This window comes from Leeuwenhoekiella polynyae, assembly GCF_004104075.1.
Lineage (GTDB): Bacteria > Bacteroidota > Bacteroidia > Flavobacteriales > Flavobacteriaceae > Leeuwenhoekiella > Leeuwenhoekiella polynyae.
The window spans coordinates 759,908-778,908 of record NZ_QOVK01000001.1 but is presented as its reverse complement, the minus strand read 5'-3'; the positions used below and the strand labels follow the sequence as shown (position 1 = coordinate 778,908).

General features: G+C 36.2%; 19 protein-coding genes. 10 read left to right on the top strand and 9 right to left on the bottom strand.

From position 1 onward, the window contains the following. Window positions 1-36: 36 nt before the first annotated feature. Together DSM02_RS03320 and DSM02_RS03315 are read right to left on the bottom strand one after the other, a co-directional pair. The gene (locus tag DSM02_RS03320) at window positions 37-1,893 is read right to left on the bottom strand and encodes a DNA topoisomerase IV subunit B (protein WP_128764302.1); all 1,857 of its coding nucleotides are present in this window, start codon (window positions 1,891-1,893) and stop codon (window positions 37-39) included. A gap of 115 nt (window positions 1,894-2,008) precedes the next feature. Then, window positions 2,009-2,686, bottom strand: a complete 678-nt coding sequence (locus DSM02_RS03315; RefSeq protein ID WP_128764301.1) for a DUF2461 domain-containing protein — start codon at window positions 2,684-2,686, stop codon at window positions 2,009-2,011. 109 nt (window positions 2,687-2,795) lie between these two features. Between DSM02_RS03315 and DSM02_RS03310 the strand changes: the two genes are divergently transcribed. After that, window positions 2,796-3,227, top strand: coding sequence for a hypothetical protein (locus tag DSM02_RS03310; RefSeq protein ID WP_128764300.1), 432 nt, complete (start codon window positions 2,796-2,798; stop codon window positions 3,225-3,227). A 26-nt stretch (window positions 3,228-3,253) separates the two neighbouring features. Here DSM02_RS03310 and corA read toward each other — a convergent pair whose 3' ends face one another. The 3 genes from corA to DSM02_RS03295 all read right to left on the bottom strand — a co-directional run bounded on the left by corA (window position 3,254) and on the right by DSM02_RS03295 (window position 5,913). Continuing rightward, entirely contained in the window at window positions 3,254-4,360 is a 1,107-nt protein-coding gene (corA, locus tag DSM02_RS03305) for a magnesium/cobalt transporter CorA (protein ID WP_128764299.1), read from the bottom strand. A gap of 74 nt (window positions 4,361-4,434) precedes the next feature. After that, window positions 4,435-4,980, bottom strand: coding sequence for a type 1 glutamine amidotransferase domain-containing protein (locus tag DSM02_RS03300; RefSeq protein WP_128764298.1), 546 nt, complete (start codon window positions 4,978-4,980; stop codon window positions 4,435-4,437). A 150-nt stretch (window positions 4,981-5,130) separates the two neighbouring features. Beyond that, window positions 5,131-5,913, bottom strand: coding sequence for a tRNA pseudouridine synthase A (locus DSM02_RS03295; protein WP_128764297.1), 783 nt, complete (start codon window positions 5,911-5,913; stop codon window positions 5,131-5,133). 190 nt (window positions 5,914-6,103) lie between these two features. Here DSM02_RS03295 and epsC point away from each other — a divergent pair, with 190 nt between their 5' ends. From epsC to DSM02_RS03280, 3 genes are read left to right on the top strand one after another with little or no spacing between them, the layout of a single operon-like run. Further along, complete coding sequence (epsC, locus tag DSM02_RS03290; RefSeq protein ID WP_128764296.1) at window positions 6,104-6,898, top strand: serine O-acetyltransferase EpsC; 795 nt, start codon at window positions 6,104-6,106, stop codon at window positions 6,896-6,898. 24 nt (window positions 6,899-6,922) lie between these two features. Then, window positions 6,923-7,807, top strand: coding sequence for a cysteine synthase CysM (cysM, locus tag DSM02_RS03285; protein WP_128764295.1), 885 nt, complete (start codon window positions 6,923-6,925; stop codon window positions 7,805-7,807). Then, window positions 7,804-8,622 carry a DUF1853 family protein gene (locus DSM02_RS03280; RefSeq protein WP_262707830.1) on the top strand — a complete coding sequence of 273 codons (819 nt, stop codon included), beginning with the start codon at window positions 7,804-7,806 and terminating at the stop codon, window positions 8,620-8,622. The genes cysM and DSM02_RS03280 overlap by 4 nt, the downstream gene beginning before the upstream one ends. Here the strand turns inward: DSM02_RS03280 and DSM02_RS03275 are convergent, their stop codons facing one another. Continuing rightward, window positions 8,623-9,087: a cold-shock protein gene (locus DSM02_RS03275; RefSeq protein WP_073100854.1), complete on the bottom strand. Its 465-nt coding sequence runs from the start codon at window positions 9,085-9,087 to the stop codon at window positions 8,623-8,625. A gap of 315 nt (window positions 9,088-9,402) precedes the next feature. Here DSM02_RS03275 and DSM02_RS03270 point away from each other — a divergent pair, with 315 nt between their 5' ends. From DSM02_RS03270 to DSM02_RS03260, 3 genes are all read left to right on the top strand, one after another. Continuing rightward, the gene (locus tag DSM02_RS03270; protein WP_128764293.1) at window positions 9,403-10,038 is read left to right on the top strand and encodes a hypothetical protein; all 636 of its coding nucleotides are present in this window, start codon (window positions 9,403-9,405) and stop codon (window positions 10,036-10,038) included. A gap of 74 nt (window positions 10,039-10,112) precedes the next feature. Next, entirely contained in the window at window positions 10,113-10,661 is a 549-nt protein-coding gene (locus DSM02_RS03265) for a hypothetical protein (protein WP_128764292.1), read from the top strand. After that, window positions 10,661-11,305: a hypothetical protein gene (locus tag DSM02_RS03260; protein ID WP_128764291.1), complete on the top strand. Its 645-nt coding sequence runs from the start codon at window positions 10,661-10,663 to the stop codon at window positions 11,303-11,305. Before DSM02_RS03265 ends, DSM02_RS03260 begins: the two co-directional genes overlap by 1 nt. Window position 11,306: 1 nt before the next feature. Here DSM02_RS03260 and DSM02_RS03255 read toward each other — a convergent pair whose 3' ends face one another. Beyond that, a complete protein-coding gene (locus tag DSM02_RS03255; RefSeq protein ID WP_128764290.1) occupies window positions 11,307-12,575 on the bottom strand; it encodes an MFS transporter in 1,269 nt (422 codons plus the stop codon). 69 nt (window positions 12,576-12,644) lie between these two features. Then, window positions 12,645-13,112: a DUF6428 family protein gene (locus DSM02_RS03250; protein WP_128764289.1), complete on the bottom strand. Its 468-nt coding sequence runs from the start codon at window positions 13,110-13,112 to the stop codon at window positions 12,645-12,647. Window positions 13,113-13,294: 182 nt separating this feature from the next. Between DSM02_RS03250 and DSM02_RS03245 the strand changes: the two genes are divergently transcribed. From DSM02_RS03245 to DSM02_RS03235, 3 genes are all read left to right on the top strand, one after another. Next, window positions 13,295-13,765, top strand: coding sequence for a ferritin-like domain-containing protein (locus DSM02_RS03245; protein ID WP_128764288.1), 471 nt, complete (start codon window positions 13,295-13,297; stop codon window positions 13,763-13,765). Window positions 13,766-13,985: 220 nt separating this feature from the next. Then, window positions 13,986-15,176: a pyridoxal phosphate-dependent aminotransferase gene (locus DSM02_RS03240; protein WP_128764287.1), complete on the top strand. Its 1,191-nt coding sequence runs from the start codon at window positions 13,986-13,988 to the stop codon at window positions 15,174-15,176. Window positions 15,177-15,178: 2 nt separating this feature from the next. Continuing rightward, window positions 15,179-16,327: an AEC family transporter gene (locus DSM02_RS03235; RefSeq protein WP_128764286.1), complete on the top strand. Its 1,149-nt coding sequence runs from the start codon at window positions 15,179-15,181 to the stop codon at window positions 16,325-16,327. A gap of 80 nt (window positions 16,328-16,407) precedes the next feature. On the opposite strand, the gene DSM02_RS03230 is transcribed toward DSM02_RS03235, so the two are convergent. Further along, window positions 16,408-18,870, bottom strand: coding sequence for a zinc-dependent metalloprotease (locus DSM02_RS03230; protein ID WP_128764285.1), 2,463 nt, complete (start codon window positions 18,868-18,870; stop codon window positions 16,408-16,410). Between the last annotated feature and the right edge of the window lie 131 nt (window positions 18,871-19,001).

The window sequence follows — 19,001 nt, the reverse complement described above, 5'->3', positions numbered from 1 at the left end:
TTATCCGGGTAGATAAATATGGGGATTTTTAGCGTTTTAGTTTTCTAAAACGGGATCTAATTCTACTTTCAGGTTATTGATGATAAATTTTTGTCTGTCCGGGGTATTTTTCCCCATATAAAACTGTAAAATTTCTTCGATTGATATGGCTTCATCAAGCATAATAGGTGCTAAGCGTATACTATCACCTATAAAATGCTTGAATTCATCCGGAGAGATTTCACCCAAACCTTTAAATCGGGTAATCTCAGGTTTACCGGTTAATTCTTCAATCGCATTTCTACGTTCCTGCTCACTGTAGCAGTAAATAGTTTTCTTCTTGTTACGCACTCTAAAAAGTGGCGTTTCTAATATATAGAGATGTCCTTCTTTGATCAATTCCGGGAAGAACTGCAGAAAAAAAGTAATTAAAAGTAATCGAATATGCATTCCATCAACATCGGCATCGGTTGCGATCACAATATTGTTGTAGCGCAAATCGCCCATAGATTCTTCAATATTGAGCGCAGATTGTAAGAGGTTGAATTCTTCATTCTCATATACAATCTTCTTACTCATATTGTAGGAGTTGAGCGGTTTTCCGCGCAAACTAAAAACCGCCTGCGTATTCACATCACGGGATTTTGTAATTGACCCGGAAGCCGAATCTCCCTCTGTAATAAACAAGGTACTTTCTAAATTTCGCTCTTTTTTACTGTCTGTCAAATGAATACGACAGTCCCGCAATTTCTTATTGTGAAGACTTGCTTTTTTAGCACGTTCTTTAGCGAGTTTTCTAATGCCGCTAAGTTCTGTACGTTCCCGCTCTGCCTGTAAAATCTTACGTTGCAACTTATCTGCAGTCTCAGCATTTTTATGCAGGTAATTATCCAGTTTGGTTTTTAGAAAATCATTTATATAAGTCCTTACGGTAGGCAGTTCACCACCCATATCTGTAGAACCCAGTTTCGTTTTAGTCTGGGATTCAAAAACCGGTTCCATTACCTTAATGCTTATTGCCGAAACAATAGACTTTCTAATATCTGAAGCATCATAGTTCTTATTGTAGAATTCCCGAACCGTTTTTACCACCGCTTCGCGGAAGGCTGCTAAATGCGTACCACCCTGAGTGGTATTTTGGCCGTTAACAAACGAGTGATATTCTTCTGAGTACTGGGTTCTGCTGTGTGTAAGCGCAACCTCAATGTCGTCACCGCGTAAGTGAATGATAGGATATAAAATATCGGTCTCAGCGATACGATCGCCCAATAAATCTTTTAGGCCGTTTTCTGAATAAAATTTTTCCCCATTAAAAACAATCGTCAATCCCGGATTGAGATAAACATAGTTTTTAAGCATTCGGGCTACATATTCATTTCTAAACTTGTAATTTTTAAAAATCGCCTCGTCAGGAATAAAAGTAATCTTAGTCCCTTTCCTGCGTGAAGTTTCTTCTAAAAACTCCTCATCTTTCAAGTTTCCACGTTCAAATTCTGCTGCGGCAGATTTTCCGTCACGGCTAGATTCAACTCTAAAATATTCCGATAACGCATTTACCGCTTTGGTACCTACCCCGTTTAGACCTACAGATTTTTTAAATGCCCGTGAATCGTATTTACCACCGGTATTCATTTTAGAAACTACATCAACCACTTTACCCAGCGGAATACCACGCCCATAATCACGAACGATTACGCGAGTTCCCTGTATACTAACTTCTATGGTTTTACCAGATCCCATCACAAACTCATCAATAGAGTTGTCTAAAACCTCTTTCAACAAGATATATATACCATCATCTGCACTCGTACCGTCTCCCAGTTTACCAATGTACATACCGGGTCGCATACGTATATGCTCCTTCCAGTCAAGAGATCTGATATTATCCTCGGTGTATTTTGTTTCTTCTGCCATAAATAAAGGGATGTACGCTAATATAGGACTTCATAAACGTTTATAAAAGCCGAAAAAGTCAAAGTAATTAACAAAGTTTTCAAGATTGAAAAATGAATTTGTAATATGCTGAAAATTAGAGGATACTTTCCCCGTTTAAATCTGTAGTTAAAATTTCAGTCATGTAATCAAAAAATGGAAGCAAAAGTTTAAAATGTGCTACTAGGCGTTCCTGAAAGTCATCAGCTAGTACTTCTTCATCAGTAAAAGCATGTCTAACAAAGAAGTTTTTATTACGAATCAAATCGATATTAGCATCTTCTTTACTGAAACCCTTGGGAGCGGTTTTTACCTGACTCTCTGTGTTGAACCCTCCGTAAGCCTTCTTAAATTTAGCCTCACTAAGTATCTCGCGAATGGGTTCTGAATCGAATTCAAACTCTTGTCTAATCCGTAACAGATCTACAGGTTCCGGCTTAAAAAAACCACCACCTACAAAACTAGCCCCCGGGGCTATCTGAAAATAATAACTACCTCTACGGTGTACCCCTTCTCTTGAGAAAATTGCACTGCGTGTGGTTTTATAAGGCATTTTATTTTTACTGAAACGCACATCTCTATTGATTCTAAACACTTTTACACGGGCTATCTGATCAAAAGTATTCAGCTCATCAACAGTTGCTTTACAAAATGTTTTAAAATCATTTTCAAGATTTTTATACGCACTTTTGTGAGCATCCATCCAATCTTTATGGTTGTTTTCTTTCAATTCTTTTAGAAAAGGAAAATATGCTTTAGGAATTTGTACAGACATATCTGAATATATATTAAGATGCTATTTTAATAAATTGAGGTTATTTTGGGACAATTTACAACTGAAATATTTTTACTAGCTTAGTAGAATCAACCAAAAATAAACCATTATGACTACAACTAAACCTTCTAAAAGCTTCTGGATCATTTCAATAATTGCTGTTATATGGAATCTAATGGGCATTTTTGCATTTATGGGGCAAGCCTTTATGAGCAGCACTATGCTTGCAGAGTTACCCGCTGAGCAAGTTGAACTTATTAGAAGTACACCGCAGTGGCTTACCGGTATTTTTGCAATTGCAACAGTAACCGGATTGATAGGTAGTATACTCCTCATCCTTAGAAGAAAGTCTGCTACTACCCTATTTTTCATTTCAGTTATTGGGGTTTTAATACAAATGGGGTATTCTTTTTTTGCTACCGAAGCGCTTCAGATATATGGCGTTGTTCAGGGGCTTGCAATGCCTCTAATGGTAATTATTATTGCCGCTTACCTGTATTTTTTCAGTAAAAAGAGTGCTAAAAAAGGATATTTAGATTAAAACTTCAAGTGAACCATCCATATTCATTATAACCATTTTTTTCGTTTAAAATAATAGAGAAGTCCTATAAATACAGCGATCATAGCTCCCCATAAATAGAAATAACCATATTTAAAATGAAGTTCTGGAATGTAGTCAAAATTCATCCCGTAAATACCGGCCATAAAGGTTAGCGGGATAAAAATACTAGCCATAATGGTTAGGACCTTCATCACTTCGTTCATTTTATTACTTATGGTAGTCATATACATATCCATAAGACCCCAGGTCATCTCCCGGTAAATATCAATGCTATCTGTAACTTGCGTTACGTGATCGTATAAATCCCGAATATACGTGATCGTTTTTTCATCGATCAGCGTACTGTCTATCTTCTCGAGTCTGTTTACCACTTCTCTAAAAGGAAATACAGCTTTTCTCAAGCGTAAAATTTCACGCTTTAACTCCTGAATATCTTGTGTGATGTCTTGATCGGCAGTATTTGCAAAAAGAATATCTTCAAGAGATTCTATGCGGTCGCTCATCGCCTCTATCAATGTGAAATAGTGGTCAACCACCGCATCCATAATAGCAAACATCAGATAATCTGAACCGGCATTTCGAACACGGCCTTTAGCATTTGCAATTCGCTGCCGTAACGAATCAAAAACATCACCATCTGCCTCCTGAAAGGTTATCAGAAAGTTTTCTCCTAAAACTAAACTGATGTGCTCGTTCATAAAGGTACCGTGCTCATCATAATACAGCATTTTAAAAACGATAAAAAGATAGTCTGGGTATTCATCTATTTTAGGGCGTTGATTGGTATCAACGATATCTTCAAGAATAAGCGGGTGTAAATTATAATGTTGTCCTAATTTTTCAATCTGGTCAATTTGGCTCAGACCATTTACATTGATCCACGATATATCACCGGGCAACTGCTTGTTAAATGCTTTTGAAACATCATCAACAGTAATCGCTGTATACGTATTGGGAGAATAATCTATAAGCTCAACACTAACGTGTTTCTGTTCTTTAAATCCGGTATAGGTTAACGTACCCGGCACATCGTTCTGAATGATCTTATGTGCTCTTTTAATTTTGGGAAGTTTTGGTATTCTAGGCTTCTTAATCTTTAAACGCTTATTCATAGCTTTCATTTAGTGACTAAAAATAGAAAAAGTCCGTCGAATGACGGACTTTAAATATTCTATATATTCAGAAATTATGCGTGTTGTAACTCGTGCTTACCTTCGTTGATTTCTTCAATCACTTTTGCATTAAATGCTGGTAGATCATCTGGATTTCTACTAGTCACTAGTGCTTCATCTACAACTACCTCTTTATCAACCCATAATGCTCCTGCATTTTGTAAGTCTTTCTTAATAGAGTTGAACGAAGTTAAGGTTCTACCTTTTACAACATCTGCACTAATTAGTAATTGTGGTGCGTGGCAAATAGCTGCAACCGGTTTATGTTGCTTAAAGAAATCTCTAATAAACACTAATGCATCTTCATTACGACGCAATTTATCTGGATTTATGACTCCGCCTGGTAATACCAAGGCGTTGTATTCTTTAGCAGAAACTTCAGATAGGGTTTTATCAACATCATATTCTTTCCCCCAGTCTGTTGAAGCCCAGGCTTTAATTTTACCTGATTCTTCACTTACTATATGTACTTCAAATCCTTCTTTTTTCATCGCTTCTAACGGAGAAGTTAATTCTACTTCTTCAAATCCGTTTGTTGCTAATATGGCTACCTTTTTCATAGTTATATATGTTTTGTTGGTTAAAATTTTAATTCAACTCAAAGGTATGACGCAACGCTATCTTACAGGGTTAATGCCGGGTTAAAGCTTTTATTTACAAGGTTAAGCTTTGTTAAGGATTAGACGCTTTAACTTAAATTATAAAAAGAATCATTCTAAAGTTACATTTTGAAGGATCAAGCCAGACGCTTGTGCCACATGAGTTAATTGATAAGGCGTAGAACCGTCAAGACTTTTTTCAAAATCACTTAAGGACATTTCCCCGCTCCCCAGATCAAAAAGTGCTCCCATCATCAGACGCACTTGATGTCTTTTGAACCCAGCCCCCACTACCCGAAAAACATAAGAAGTTTCCGGGAAGAAATTAGCGGTGTAAAGTGCATTAACCTCAATAACACAGTTTTCAATATGCATGAGCGTTTGCGCTTCAGGCGAAGCTTTATAAGCATAATTGCGGTAATCGTGGGAGCCAAGCATCAGCTCAGCCCCTTTTTGCATCAGTCCAATATCAAGATTATGCTTGTAGTTTATCATAAACGGTGCACAAAACGGGTGATTTTTAATTCCAAAGGAAAACAGATAGATATATTCTTTAAGCTTGGGAGCTTGTATAATGTGTGTAAGCTCTTTCTTAGGCGTTATCTCGAGTAAGCGAATATCCTGCGGAAGGTTTTCATTAAACGCATCAAAAAAGGTTTCCATAGTTAATGCGTCCTCTCTAAGAATGAGCTCAACATAAGTTTCATTTACCGAAACTTTAGAATCTGTACGTCCGGCTGCAATGAATTTAAAATTATTACGACCCAGTACATACTTTAAAGTACGTTGCATCATGCGTTCGACCGTGAGCAAATCAGGTTGTTTTTGCCAACCGTGATATCTGAAACCCAGATATTGTATTTTGAGTAAATAGTAGAATTCTTTTCTAAACATAATTCAAAAATAAGATTATTCATGCGAATGACTTTTGAGTTTAAAAAGGGAAAAATTCCCTCGCGGAAGGGGTTTTGTACAAATACTATTCTATAAATTTGAAACTAAGACCAGAATGGTTTTAAAGCATTACTAATTGAAACTAAAAGCTGAGTAGATTAATGCTCAATCAGTGCTTAACTTAGAAGATATGGTGAATAAGATTGAAATCGTAAATCAGATACGGGCACATAAACAAAATGCAAATCTCAACTTCAGATTAAAAGAAGATACACACCGCTTTACCAAAGAGTTATTTGCAACGCTTTTTAATTTCCCTAACGAATTGGTAGAAGATCTGGAGCGTCTGGAGCGTTTGTTTGAAAATCTTGTAGAACTTGCTTGCTGGGAAATCGATAAAAAATGCAGTAAGGTTTGGGATGATTATGTTGCTCAACTCCCGGAAATACTAAGAAAACTGAATCTTGATGCAGAAGCTATCTATAAAAACGACCCTGCTGCAACTACCATTGAAGAAGTTTATTTAGCCTATCCTGGTTTTTACGCGATTGCTATTTACAGATTGAGCCACGCGTTGTATAAAAAAGGCTTTCCTATAGTTCCCCGTCTTATGACCGAATATGCGCATCACGTTACTGGTGTAGATATCAATCCGGGAGCGGTAATTGGAGAACATTTTTTTATGGATCACGCGACCGGAATTGTAATTGGTGAAACTGCTATCATAAAAGATCACGTGAAATTATATCAAGGGGTGACTTTAGGTGCGTTAAGTGTTGCAAAAGACTTGCAGGCTATAAAGCGTCATCCTACCATTGAAGATCACGTAACAATCTATGCAAACGCAACTATACTAGGTGGGGATACCGTTATAGGCGCAAACAGCTTAATAGGTGGTAATGTTTGGCTTACTAAATCTGTACCGCCCTACTCTCTGGTTTCTCACAAACCCGAAATTCTTATTAGAGAACTGGAGAAAAAATAATACGGGTATTTTAAATTAAATTTCATGAACTATTCTATAGAACGCCTTATTGGCAATACACCTTTAGTTGAATCTAAAGTTTTACAGACTAACCCAAAAGTTAAACTATTATTTAAACTAGAAGGTCAAAATCCCGGTGGTAGCGTAAAAGACCGTGCGGCTTTTAATATGATAACCGCTGCTATGGAACGCGGAGAAATTAATAAGGAAACTAAACTGATAGAAGCCACAAGTGGAAATACGGGAATTGCTCTGGCAATGATCGCCGCTATGTATGGTTTAGATCTTGAGATTGTAATGCCAGAAAATGCAACTAAAGAACGCGTACAAACGATGCGTGCTTATGGTGCAACGGTAATTCTAACTCCAAAAGATGTGGGTATTGAAGGAGCACGGGATTTCGCAGAGGCAAAAGTAAAAAATGAAGGCTATTTTATGTTCAATCAGTTTTCAAATCCTGATAATTGGAAAGCACATTATAAAACAACTGGTCCTGAAATCTGGAAAGATACCGAAGGAAAAGTAACACATTTTGTGTCTTCTATGGGAACTACAGGAACAATTATGGGAACTTCTACTTATTTGAAAGAACAAAACGAATTCATACAAATTGTGGGCGTACAACCTACCGATGAGTCCAGCATTCCCGGTATTCGTAAATGGCCTCAAGAATATTTACCAAAGATATTTGATGCTAAAAAAGTAGATCAGGTTATTGAAGTTAGCGAGGCTGATGCCCGTGAAATGGCTAAACGACTGGCCAAAGAAGAAGGCATTTTTAGTGGAATGAGCAGCGGTGGTGCTACTGCAGCAGCTTTACGCCTTTGTGAACAGCTAGAAGAAGGCATTGTCGTCTCGATTATTTGTGATCGGGGAGATCGCTATTTATCTTCAGATCTTTTTGATTGATCAGCGCTCTGCAACAGCAATATATAGGATTTTTAAACACTCCGCAGTTAGTATTTAACTCCGATGAATTTCCGTATTCAAATTTTCAACTAACTGAAGTAAAAAAAAATCTTCCAAAAGATTTTAAAATGCCGGACTCTATTCGGTTGGGTCAACGCATGGAAGTTTTGATGGAAGCGGCATTAAGTTCTCACAGATATCAGATTTTATCAAAAAATCTACAGATTATTGCGGAAAAGCAAACGCTGGGCGAGCTCGATTTTATAGTTAATGATCTTACTTTAAAAAAGACCATTCATCTTGAAATGGTTTATAAGTTCTATTTCTACAGACCTGAATTAACCGGAAATTGGATTGATAAAATTATAGGTCCCAATGCGAAAGACAAACTGCGCTTTAAACTGAACAAAATGAGTTCGCATCAATTTCCTATTCTTTACAGACCAGAAACAACGAGCTATTTGAAAAGTTTAAATCTTAAAGCTGAGGATTTAATGCAACAGATTAGTTTTAAAGCTCAGATATACCTACCCTTAAATCATAAAATAAATGAGGTGGAAATCTTAAAAGACCCTATACAAGGTTTTTATTTTAGAGTAGAAGAACTGGAATTTTTCAATAAAAAAGATTTCTCGTTTTATATCCCGCATAAAAATGACTGGGTCTCCGCTCCTATTTTAGAGTCTATTAAAACTGATAGTTTTTCAGTTTTTTATAAAAAAATAAGCGCTGCTCTAAAAGAACAGCGCTCGTGTATATTTTGGGTTTTTGAATCTGATATTAAAGTTCAGAGACATTTTGCCACATGGTGGTAACTAAATTTTACTCACACGTACAGCATTCATCCCTTTTTGACCACGCTCCAATTCGTAAGCCACTTTATCATTTTCGTTAAGTTCTCCTTCAAGAATTCCACTAACGTGAACAAAATACTTTTCTTGATTTTCGGTATCTATGATAAAACCAAATCCTTTAGAATGGTCAAAGAAAGAAACTTTACCTTTTCTAAATTTAGCTTCTTCCGCTGCGATTTTATCTTCTTCAGTAGTTTTAGGAACACTAATCTGGATATCTTCAATATCTACTTCAACTTTCATTGCTGGATCTGGAGGAGTATCTGTTAGGTTTCCATTGTGGTCAACGTAAGCAATCATATCTTCAAAATTTCCTCCTGTTGAGTTTGCTTTACGTGCTTCTTTGCGCTTCAATTTCTCTTCACGCTTTTTAATACGTTTTTTTTCTCGTTCTGTCTTACTATAGGTCTGTTGTGATTTAGCCATTATCTGTTTTAGGTGAATAAATAAATTAGTTTGAGTGAATTAAAAAGTACTGAAACGTGGATACTTTGAAAAATTGGAGACTGATCTAATATCTGATGCTATCAAGAACTGCTTAAGCTAAATGCTTATAAAACTCAAACTGATGTAAAGATACGCATTTTAAGCTTCACATGGACAGACTATCTATATAGATTGAAATATTACAATCCTCAGAACAATGTAGGATTCAGATTACATTACCTAATATTAACAATAAAAACTTGTTAATAATCTGATTTATATTAATTTTACACTTACAAACCCCAATTTTCATCGATGAAAAACATTACCCTGTTAAATGTTTTAACAAGTGCTCTTGTATTTATAACTACTTCTTCTTTTTCACAAGAGCCTGGCGTTGGTATTGGTACTTTAAAACCACGTGCTACCCTTGAGGTGGCTGGTGCTGCTACATTGAGAGACGGTTTTAATATAAAAGTTATTGAACCATTAACCGATGAAGATAAATCTTCGTTTTTGATGCAGGAAAATAATTCTAATATTAGAAAATTAGATGTGAGTAACCCTACGGGTGCAGCTTTGGGGTATATCCAAAAATATGAGATTTACAATCCAAATGAAGACTGGGTGCGAGATCTCAACACTAGTATTGATGCCAACGATTTTGTAGTAAATACTATTTCTGCAAATTATGACAGAGAACTCGATATTGGTAATTATTCAACAATACCTTATTTCGCGGCTATCATCAAAACAAATTCTGATGGATCTTCAACTTGGCATATTACTGCCGATTTTCCCGCGGCAAACAATCTTGATAGTAATGAAATAGGAACGTGGACCATAACAACTTTAATTTACTCACGGGATTTATCAAAACAACTGGGCAAAATAGAGTACGATATGAACAATACGACTACCGGAACCATTACAACCCCTATTATTAATTAATTATGCCCAAACTTCTATTATATATAACACTATGCTTATGCAGTTTTGTTACCTATAGTCAGGTAGGAATAGGCATGACAAATCCCGAAGCAGATTTGCATATTAATGGCGATATGCTCATCCAAAAAGAATTGATTAGAAGTCAAATAGATGAAGTTACTGCTACCGATGAGGAATTTAAGCTGCTAACACGTTTAACAAACTCAACTCCTATAGGAGAAGTGACCTATCTGGATCCTGATGATTTAACGGTAGCTCCTATAAATATTGTTAACTATCGTTTTTTTAATATAAATAGCGACAATCTTGAAAATGTTGATTTACAATACGATACAGGCAAGTATGTGATTGCTATATCAAATTTTCAATATATTGGCGACGGCATCGATAAAGGACCTAGTAACAGTATAGGAGCATTTGTAACGCGTGTTTTTCAGGAAAATAACACATGGCATTTAGAAATTAGAAACCGCTTTCTTGATCTGGCAGCTACTAAGAGTGTTGAGTATAGACTTACACTTATAGTTTATGATAAATCGTATTATAAAGAGCTTCCAACAATCAGAGTTGATTTAGAAGGTAACAATACAGGTAGCACTTCGGCTCCTGAAAACTTAAATTAATGCATTATAAAATATACATACTAGTCACTTGTATGTGCGCTGCATTAACAGTATCTGCACAGGTAGGGGTTAATACTACTAATCCAAATACAGATTTAGATGTTAATGGGTTTACTATTATTGAGAAAAAACTATACCTAGAAGATCCCGGTGAATCAACACAAATCAGAGGTTCTCAGCTTCTAATTCAGCGTACAGATAACTCCATAGTCCAATACAATCTCGATGTAAGTAAATATGGACCAATAAATTATGCAGAACTTGTTTTAAAAGCAACAAACAAAAGTGGCGTTGAAGATTTTGATACTAAAATTCCTATAGACCCTTATAATGTTACATTACAAGGATATTATTTTTTAGATAATAATAATAATGGAACCTCAGTTATCACGCAGAGTACAAATGGTGATGATAAAATTGAAGGATTTCAAGCGTACGCGTATAAAGGTTCTACAACCTGGCATATTAAAGTATTTGTTAACAATAGTATCTTTAGAGTAGCTGGAAATGATGATATAAAAGTTGATATTTATATTAACCTTATCATATTTAGAAAAGGGCTTTTAGCGAAAGAAATGAACGCTATTGAAGTTGATTTAGATGAAGAGGTAAAGGGAACCGCTGCCTTACCAGCAGGATTCTAAATCACTCTAAAGCCTCATGTTCTTCTAAATCTTTTCGGAGGTCTAATTTTCTGAATTTTGGCGAAATTATTCCTGTAAAAATTACGGTAATAAGAGTCATACTGCCACCAAAAACTACTGCTGTAACCGTTCCCATTAATTTTGCAGTTAGTCCGCTCTCAAAAGCGCCTAATTCATTTGAACTACCTACAAACATAGAATTAACAGAAGCTACACGTCCTCGCATAGCGTCTGGTGTTTTTAGCTGAAGTATGGTTTGCCTGATGATCATAGAAATCCCATCGGTTACCCCGCTCATAAATAAGGCTGCTACAGACAACCAGAATGTAGTAGACAAACCAAATACGACAATACAAACCCCAAAACCAAAGATTGCCGCAAGCAATTTTATCCCCGCATTTTTGTATAAAGGGAAATAAGCCGAAGTAAACATGGTTATCAAGGCCCCTACAGCTGGTGCTGCTCTAAGGATTCCAAAGCCTTCAGGGCCTACTTCAAGAATATCTTGTGCATATATTGGCAGGAGAGCCACAGCCCCACCAAAGAGAACAGCAATCATATCAAGGCTCAAGGCTCCTAAAACAGCTTTACTATTTTTCACAAAATGAATACCTTCTTTTAGGCTTTGAAGAATAGGCTCACCTATTTTAGTATTCATAATAGGCTTTCTTTCAATCTGAGATAGACAGATTAAAGCAAATAATGAAAAGCCAAATATTACACACATCGACCAGTGTACTCCTATCATGTTTATAGTAAAACCTCCTGCCGCAGGACCAACCACAGCTCCCATTTGCCAAACTGAACTGCTCCAGGTAGCTGCATTAGGGTAAATCTTTTTGGGTATAATTAAGGCGAATAAGGAAAAGATCGTTGGACCAAGAAATGCTCTTACAATGCCTCCTAAAAACACCAGAAAATAAATAAAATATAACGTGTAATTCGTATCTATGAATTGGGTAAACCGCGGCCAGGTCAATAAAAACAAGCCCATGCTAATTACCGAAAAACCTAACAAACATTTAAAAAGCAAGGAGCGTTTTTCATTTTGATCTACAATATGCCCGGCAAATAAGGCAAGAGATACAGCTGGTATAACTTCCATCAAGCCTATAATTCCAAGAGAAAGCGGATTTTTTGTTATACTATACACTTCCCATTCGATGACCACAAATTGCATAGACCACGCAAAAACCATGGCAAATCGCATCAACAGAAAAACATTAAACTCTCGATACCTAAGTGCGGCATACGGATCTTTCTTTGCCATAATAGCTCAAATATAGGATGCGAAATTAGCTCTCTGATTGCGAACGCTAAAGTAAATCTTTACAAGTTTTTAGCAGCAACCATTCCCCGGAATGCAAGAGTCTGAAGCTGCATCCATTAAAGGTGTTGTTTGTTTGTGAGTAAGAGTTTGTTTTTCATCAATCTTAGCCTTATCTATATCTGGTAGAAGTTTGAAATACTTTTCTGAAGCTTCAAGTTTATAGAAAATTGTGCTTTCAGCTTCGTAAGCAATTAAGATAGTTAAGGTTCCTATATCAAATGATTGTTCAGCCAGCTCTAAAAGATGTAAGAGTTTCTCCGGATGCAATCTGTGATTGAAATTTCCAAAAGGTTTTAATTGTAGAACTAGATAGCGCTGCTTTTGAAATTTTTCATTTAAATCAATACTATTGGTGATCTGCTCCCCTATTCCCGTTATTGTAAAATGACTGGGAACTAATTTTCCGTTTGGCAGTTCAAAACCTATTTTATAGGACGTAGTTAGTAGCTTTTTAAATTCAGAAAAAGTGATAGACATAAAGTTTTATTAGATAGTGAGTACATGGCTTCACCTAAATTAGAAACTAACTCTGCTACTGGTGTTAAGTTATTGCAAAAAGATTAAAATGTTAAAAAAATATCTGTTGGGATAACTACCTTTACTCTACCTAATTCAAAAGGTTTCGATTAAATTACATTTCATTTCATTAAAGTAAAGCCATGAACGTTGATAAGCAAAAACACCATGAAGAACTCGTAGATACTCTTCAAAAATTACTCGTAAAAAATTATGACGCCGAGAAGGGTTTTATTAAAGCAATGCAAGAAATAAACCACACTGAACTTAAAGGTTTTATGCAACGCCAGGCCGCTAAGCGTAATCAATTTGCAACTGAACTCGACAAAGAATTACACGCCATTAATGCTCGTCCTGAAAACGAAGGGAGCATTGCCGCTAATCTACACAGATTCTGGATAGATGTAAAGAGTATTGTTAGTAAAGATGATATTTCTTCTGTTTTAGAGGAATGTCTAAGAGGTGAAAAAATAAGTGCTGAAGAATATGAAAACGCTTTAAAAGATTTTGAATTCTCTACACACCTGCGTACAATAATTAATAATCAACTGTCTAAAATCTATAGAACTATTGAAGATTTGCAGCAACTAGAAGATATTTCTAAGTTACAATAACCTTATTTTAAAATATAATAGTAAAGCCTCTGACAATTGATTTTCAATTAGTAGAGGCTTTACTAGTTATTTAAACACCCTAAATACGTTAATAATAATTCAATAATTACTCAAGATAATTTTTAAATAACTATTTAAACAGCTGTTTTTTACGGATTTAACACAATAATCATAATTTCATTTTCATAAATTTAAAGGAATCCAAAATAAATTGTGAATTATGAGCACTTCTCAAAATCCTAGAAGAGATTGGTTAAAGAAAATGGCGTTTTCTGTTGGTGCAATTGCCATTGCCCCTACTGCTTTATGGGGATCAACTGTAGAACAAGCACAACGAAATAATCAAAAATTCTTATATAAAAACGCTGCTTTTGATGAGTTTACACCGCCTAAATTCCCAGATCTGAGCACGGTTAAAGCTCGTTTAGTATGGAATGAGAATCCGTACGGTCCTTCTAAACTTGCTGCAAAAGCATTTCAGGAAGGCGTTTGGGATGGTAATCACTATTCGTGGTCTTCTTTAGGGAGCTTAGTGCAAAAAATTGCAGATAAAGAAGGGGTTACTCCAGATCATATTATGATGGGACCCGGTTCTTCTGACCTTTTAGAAAAAACAGCATTAGTTTTATTTCAAAATGGTGGAAATGTGATCAGCGCAGACCCTAGCTATATGTCGCTGGTAAGTGTAGCAAAAGCTGCCGGAGGTTCTTGGAAAGCTATCAAATTGACTGAAGATTATCAGCACGACCTTGATGCGATGGAAGCTGCAATTGACGACGATACTAAGCTGGTTTACATCACAAACCCTAACAATCCTACTGCTACTTTAACCGATACCGAAAAGCTGAAAGATTTTTGTAGAAGAGTTTCTGACAAAGTCCCTGTTTTCGTTGATGAAGCCTATCTGGAATTGGCTCCAGAAGGTTTAGACGCTAGTATGGCTCCATTAGTCGCAGAAGGGAAAGATGTTTTTGTAACACGTACCTTTTCTAAAATTCACGGGATGGCAGGCCTTAGAATGGGGTACATGCTAGGTAAAAAAGAATCACTTGAAGCTATAAATGAAATTACACGTGGCGGTATGGGTATTGCGGGACCTACCATTGATGCAGCTTCTGCCAGTATGGATGATATTGAATATTTGACGATGTGTAAAGAAAAAATCAAAGAAGCAAGAGAGTATACTACTGCGTATTTAGACTCAAAAGGCTTTGACTATATGCCTTCTTCAACAAACTTTATCATCTTTCCTATTGATATGGAAGGTGATGTATTTTTAGAAAAAATATATGATAAAAGCGTTGTCGTGAGAGCTTTTAAATTTTGGGATCAAAACTGGTGTCGTGTAAGTATGGGGACGATGGAAGAAATGAACTATTTTACTGATGCCATAGACGATATACTGGTTTAATTATGGATGTCAATGTACAAAAGACATTACTTTTCTTACTTTTTATAGGTTTAGGTTTACTTCTAAAATTAAAAATTAAGGAGAAAAAAGAACTAGCCGGTATCAAGATGATTATTTTAAATCTGGCACTTCCGGCTACAATCTTTATTGCACTGCTTTCGGTAAATGTAGAGGTCTCTCTACTTGTGCTACCCGTTATAGCCTTAGTACTCAATTTCTTTTTATTTCTTGTCACCCCTTTTCTTTTTCCATTTATTGGAATAAAAAAAAACAGTCCTAATTACAGAACTGCACAGATGCTTATCCCCTCTTTAGCACCAGGCTTGAGTTGTTTTCCTTTTATATTGGAGTATCTGGGCGAAGGCTTTCTTGCTAAAGCAGCAATGGCAGATCTTGGGAACAAACTGTTTGTACTTTTAATATTGTATCTGGTTGCGATGAATTGGCATTATAAAACCCAAAACATCACAAATAGATCTACCGGAGCAAAATTTAAAAGTCTTTGTATTGCAATGATCTCAGAGCCTGTGAATATTTTTATAGCTGCTGCGCTAATCCTTTTGTTTTTAGGAATAAATATGAACAGTATTCCTTTTTTATTCAGTGAGAGTTTAAGCAGATTGAGTTTATTAATGACTCCGCTTGTTTTGCTATTTATTGGACTTTCAGTAAACATCAAAAAGCGTCAATTTGCTGAAATTGTTTCTTTACTTCTTGTAAGAGCTGGTATCGTAGTGTTTTTAGCTATAGGATTAATCCGGGTTGCAGATATTGTTATAGCTGAAGATAGATTGCTGCTTTTGGCTTTTGGATTGAGTGCATGTAGTTTTTGGCCTTTTGCACATATAGCTGCAGTTGACGCTCAGGAAAAACGAGTTTTAAATAGCAGAAAAACATTCAATCAGAATTTTGCTATTAATATTCTGGCATTGTCTTTTCCGCTTTCTGTTGTTTTGATTTTAGGAATTTTATCTGCCGGAAACCAAGTAGCAGATCTGTTTACCTTGGTTATCTTAGCTTTTGTGCTTTTGGGATGCGGACTTGTTTACCCCCTATTTCTCAAATTCACTCAAAAAAAGAATACCGAAGACCTTCCTAATGTAACGGAAGCTGAGCAGCTATATAACCTTAAAAGAGTTTCTGAAAATTAATTTTTAAAGCTTCTATTCCTTTTGAAAACAAAAAGACCGGCAAATTTGCCGGTCTTTTAAGTATTGATAGTTAAATCCAATTATCTCGGATCTAAAATAAGATCTATACGTTCTTTCAAATCTTGTAAATGATAACGACTTAAGCTATCACCTGTGCGGCTAATAGCACGAGTTACTAATCTTCTTAACGTGTTTAACTCGGCACGAGAGACTGCTCTAATGTCAGACTGACTCACATGTACACGAGTTGCGTTGCTACGGCCCTCTTGCTCTTTAGTCAATAAGTACTCCAGACGTTCTACATAAGCACGTTGTAAATTACGACGATACGTATCTATTTTTTTACCACTACGTAATTCACTAAAAATACCACTTCTTAAATCATTCATCATTTCAGTTAGCGTATATGCAGATTTTCCGTTTAAGGTTTCATTTTCAATCATACGCCCCATTCTTCCAAAATCTAGAACATTGTTCAATGTACGCTCCTGTACGCTTCTTACACGCTCAAGATTTCCGTCACTTTCAATACGATTCAAAATTTCAGTATCTACCATCCACTCTGGCGTTGTAAAAAGTTGGTCTTGTAAAAACGCCATACTTCCCTCTTGTCGCTCTTTTGGTACTGGTATATAAACTACACCTTCTTGATCGTAGGTTTTGTTATACTCATAAACACCACCAATATTATTACTCACATGTCCCATGTAGCGGTTAAACTGAGCTAAAACCTGACCATAAAGTGTTTCTAAATCATCATAATTTTTACCATCTTCAGCGGTCCACTTTATCAAATTAGGAACAATACGTTTTAAGTTCTCAATACCGTAATTACTGGCTTTAACAGCATCGTCACCAAGATCTTCAGTCTGAGAGCTTGGGTCAACAATACTCCATTGCTGAGCTCCAAAACGGTACATGGGGTCACCGGCATGTTCTAAAATCCACGCATCAAGAATTGGTTTTTCTTCCATTCCTTTTTTATCAAGGATAGGTCGGTAACCCCAGTTGATAGCATAGTTATCATAAATACCAATGTTAGGCATCATAGAAACTCCCTCATCACCCGGTTGTGCGATGTAGTTAAAACGCGCATAATCCATAATTGAAGGCGCTGTCCCATATTTATCTGTAAAACTCTTAGAACGCAATGAATCTACAGGATAAGCAACACTGCTACCCATATTGTGAGGTAAACCGAGTGTATGCCCTACTTCGTGAGAAGAAACAAAACGAATTAAACGTCCCATAATCTCATCTTTAAAAGCCACACCCCGTGCTTCAGGATTAATTGCTGCAGTTTGTACAAAGTACCAGTTGCGTAATAAAGTCATTACATTATGATACCAGTTGATATCAGATTCTAAGATTTCTCCACTACGAGGATCACTTACGTGTGGGCCATTTGCATTAGGGATAGGTGAAGCTAAGTAACGTACTGTAGAAAAACGAACATCCTCCGGAGACCATTCTGGATCTTCTGCTACAGAAGGAGCCTCTTTTGCGATTATCGCATTTTTAAATCCGGCTGCTTCAAAAGCTACCTGCCAGTCTTCGATACCTTGCTTGATAAATGGAACCCATTTTTTTGGAGTTGCACGGTCTATATAATAAACGATTTGCTTCTTAGGTTCTACCAGTTCACCGGCTTTAAATTTAGCCTCGTCTTCTGGTTTTACTTCTAACCTCCAGCGGTCTAAGTAACGTACTGTTTTACTTTCTTGAGCATCAAGGCCATAATCTACCTGACCACGCGCAAACCAACCTACTCTCTTATCAAAATAACGACGCTCCATAGGTTTTTTAGGTAATAACACCATACTATTACTCATTTCAACAGTAATAGAACCTACACTTTCATTACTTGGAGGATTACCAGCATTGTATGTTTTTACGTGTCGTGCTTCAATATTTAAAGGGTAACTTTTTAGACTTTCAATATAGCCTCTTCCTTTATCTACATTACGCACTTTATACTCTTCCCGATAGTAGCTAGGAATACCCATTGCCTGTACATCATCGGTATACAAATCATTGACCTGAATTATCGTACTCGTTGAATCTTTTCCTACTGTTTTTACATCAAAAGAAAAAAGTACCGGTTCAAAATTAGAATTGCTTACCGCCTCGTGAATCGGTAAGGAATCTGCAGCAAAAATCTGATGAGAGACAACACGCAATAAAACTTTTTTGTCGCGTTTTTCCCAGCGTAAAACCTGAGTATTTGCTTTTCCACCGCCAAAGCCTAAGCCTGATGCTGTTTTAGCAATACGGCTTACCATAAGCATTTCACGAGTAAATAAGCTATCTGGTATTTCGTAGAAATAATCTTCATCTACTTTGTGAATAGTAAAAAGACCAGAATCTGAAACAGCTGCTTTGGTTATGACTTTATCGTAAGGTTTTAAGTCATCTTTTTTGTCTTTTTTTTCTTCGGAAGTTGCTGCGGTACCGTTCTTTTTATTTTGTTTGGTACTGGCGCATGAAACAACCGTAAGCATTGCAAACGCAAAAGCTGCAATAGGGTAAAGTTTTAATTTCATTTTTTTATATTAGAGTTGCGCCAATTTAAGACTCAGCAAAAAGAAACGCTGTTAAGAAATTCTTAACAGCGTTTCTTAAATTTAATAAAATGTAATTTTTAACAGTTTTATACGTTTAAAATGCAGTTCCT

Bases quoted from the DNA above. Each gene is read 5' to 3' on its own strand.
- DSM02_RS03270 (WP_128764293.1), top strand. From the start codon at position 9,403: ATGAAAAACATTACCCTGTTAAATGTTTTAACAAGTGCTCTTGTATTT.
- DSM02_RS03310 (WP_128764300.1), top strand. From the start codon at position 2,796: ATGACTACAACTAAACCTTCTAAAAGCTTCTGGATCATTTCAATAATT.
- DSM02_RS03295 (WP_128764297.1), bottom strand. From the start codon at position 5,913: ATGTTTAGAAAAGAATTCTACTATTTACTCAAAATACAATATCTGGGT.
- DSM02_RS03315 (WP_128764301.1), bottom strand. From the start codon at position 2,686: ATGTCTGTACAAATTCCTAAAGCATATTTTCCTTTTCTAAAAGAATTG.
- DSM02_RS03300 (WP_128764298.1), bottom strand. From the start codon at position 4,980: ATGAAAAAGGTAGCCATATTAGCAACAAACGGATTTGAAGAAGTAGAA.
- DSM02_RS03260 (WP_128764291.1), top strand. From the start codon at position 10,661: ATGCATTATAAAATATACATACTAGTCACTTGTATGTGCGCTGCATTA.
- DSM02_RS03235 (WP_128764286.1), top strand. From the start codon at position 15,179: ATGGATGTCAATGTACAAAAGACATTACTTTTCTTACTTTTTATAGGT.
- corA (WP_128764299.1), bottom strand. From the start codon at position 4,360: ATGAATAAGCGTTTAAAGATTAAGAAGCCTAGAATACCAAAACTTCCC.
- DSM02_RS03230 (WP_128764285.1), bottom strand. From the start codon at position 18,870: ATGAAATTAAAACTTTACCCTATTGCAGCTTTTGCGTTTGCAATGCTT.
- DSM02_RS03255 (WP_128764290.1), bottom strand. From the start codon at position 12,575: ATGGCAAAGAAAGATCCGTATGCCGCACTTAGGTATCGAGAGTTTAAT.
- DSM02_RS03250 (WP_128764289.1), bottom strand. From the start codon at position 13,112: ATGTCTATCACTTTTTCTGAATTTAAAAAGCTACTAACTACGTCCTAT.
- cysM (WP_128764295.1), top strand. From the start codon at position 6,923: ATGAACTATTCTATAGAACGCCTTATTGGCAATACACCTTTAGTTGAA.
- DSM02_RS03240 (WP_128764287.1), top strand. From the start codon at position 13,986: ATGAGCACTTCTCAAAATCCTAGAAGAGATTGGTTAAAGAAAATGGCG.
- DSM02_RS03245 (WP_128764288.1), top strand. From the start codon at position 13,295: ATGAACGTTGATAAGCAAAAACACCATGAAGAACTCGTAGATACTCTT.
- epsC (WP_128764296.1), top strand. From the start codon at position 6,104: ATGGTGAATAAGATTGAAATCGTAAATCAGATACGGGCACATAAACAA.
- DSM02_RS03275 (WP_073100854.1), bottom strand. From the start codon at position 9,087: ATGGCTAAATCACAACAGACCTATAGTAAGACAGAACGAGAAAAAAAA.
- DSM02_RS03320 (WP_128764302.1), bottom strand. From the start codon at position 1,893: ATGGCAGAAGAAACAAAATACACCGAGGATAATATCAGATCTCTTGAC.
- DSM02_RS03265 (WP_128764292.1), top strand. From the start codon at position 10,113: ATGACAAATCCCGAAGCAGATTTGCATATTAATGGCGATATGCTCATC.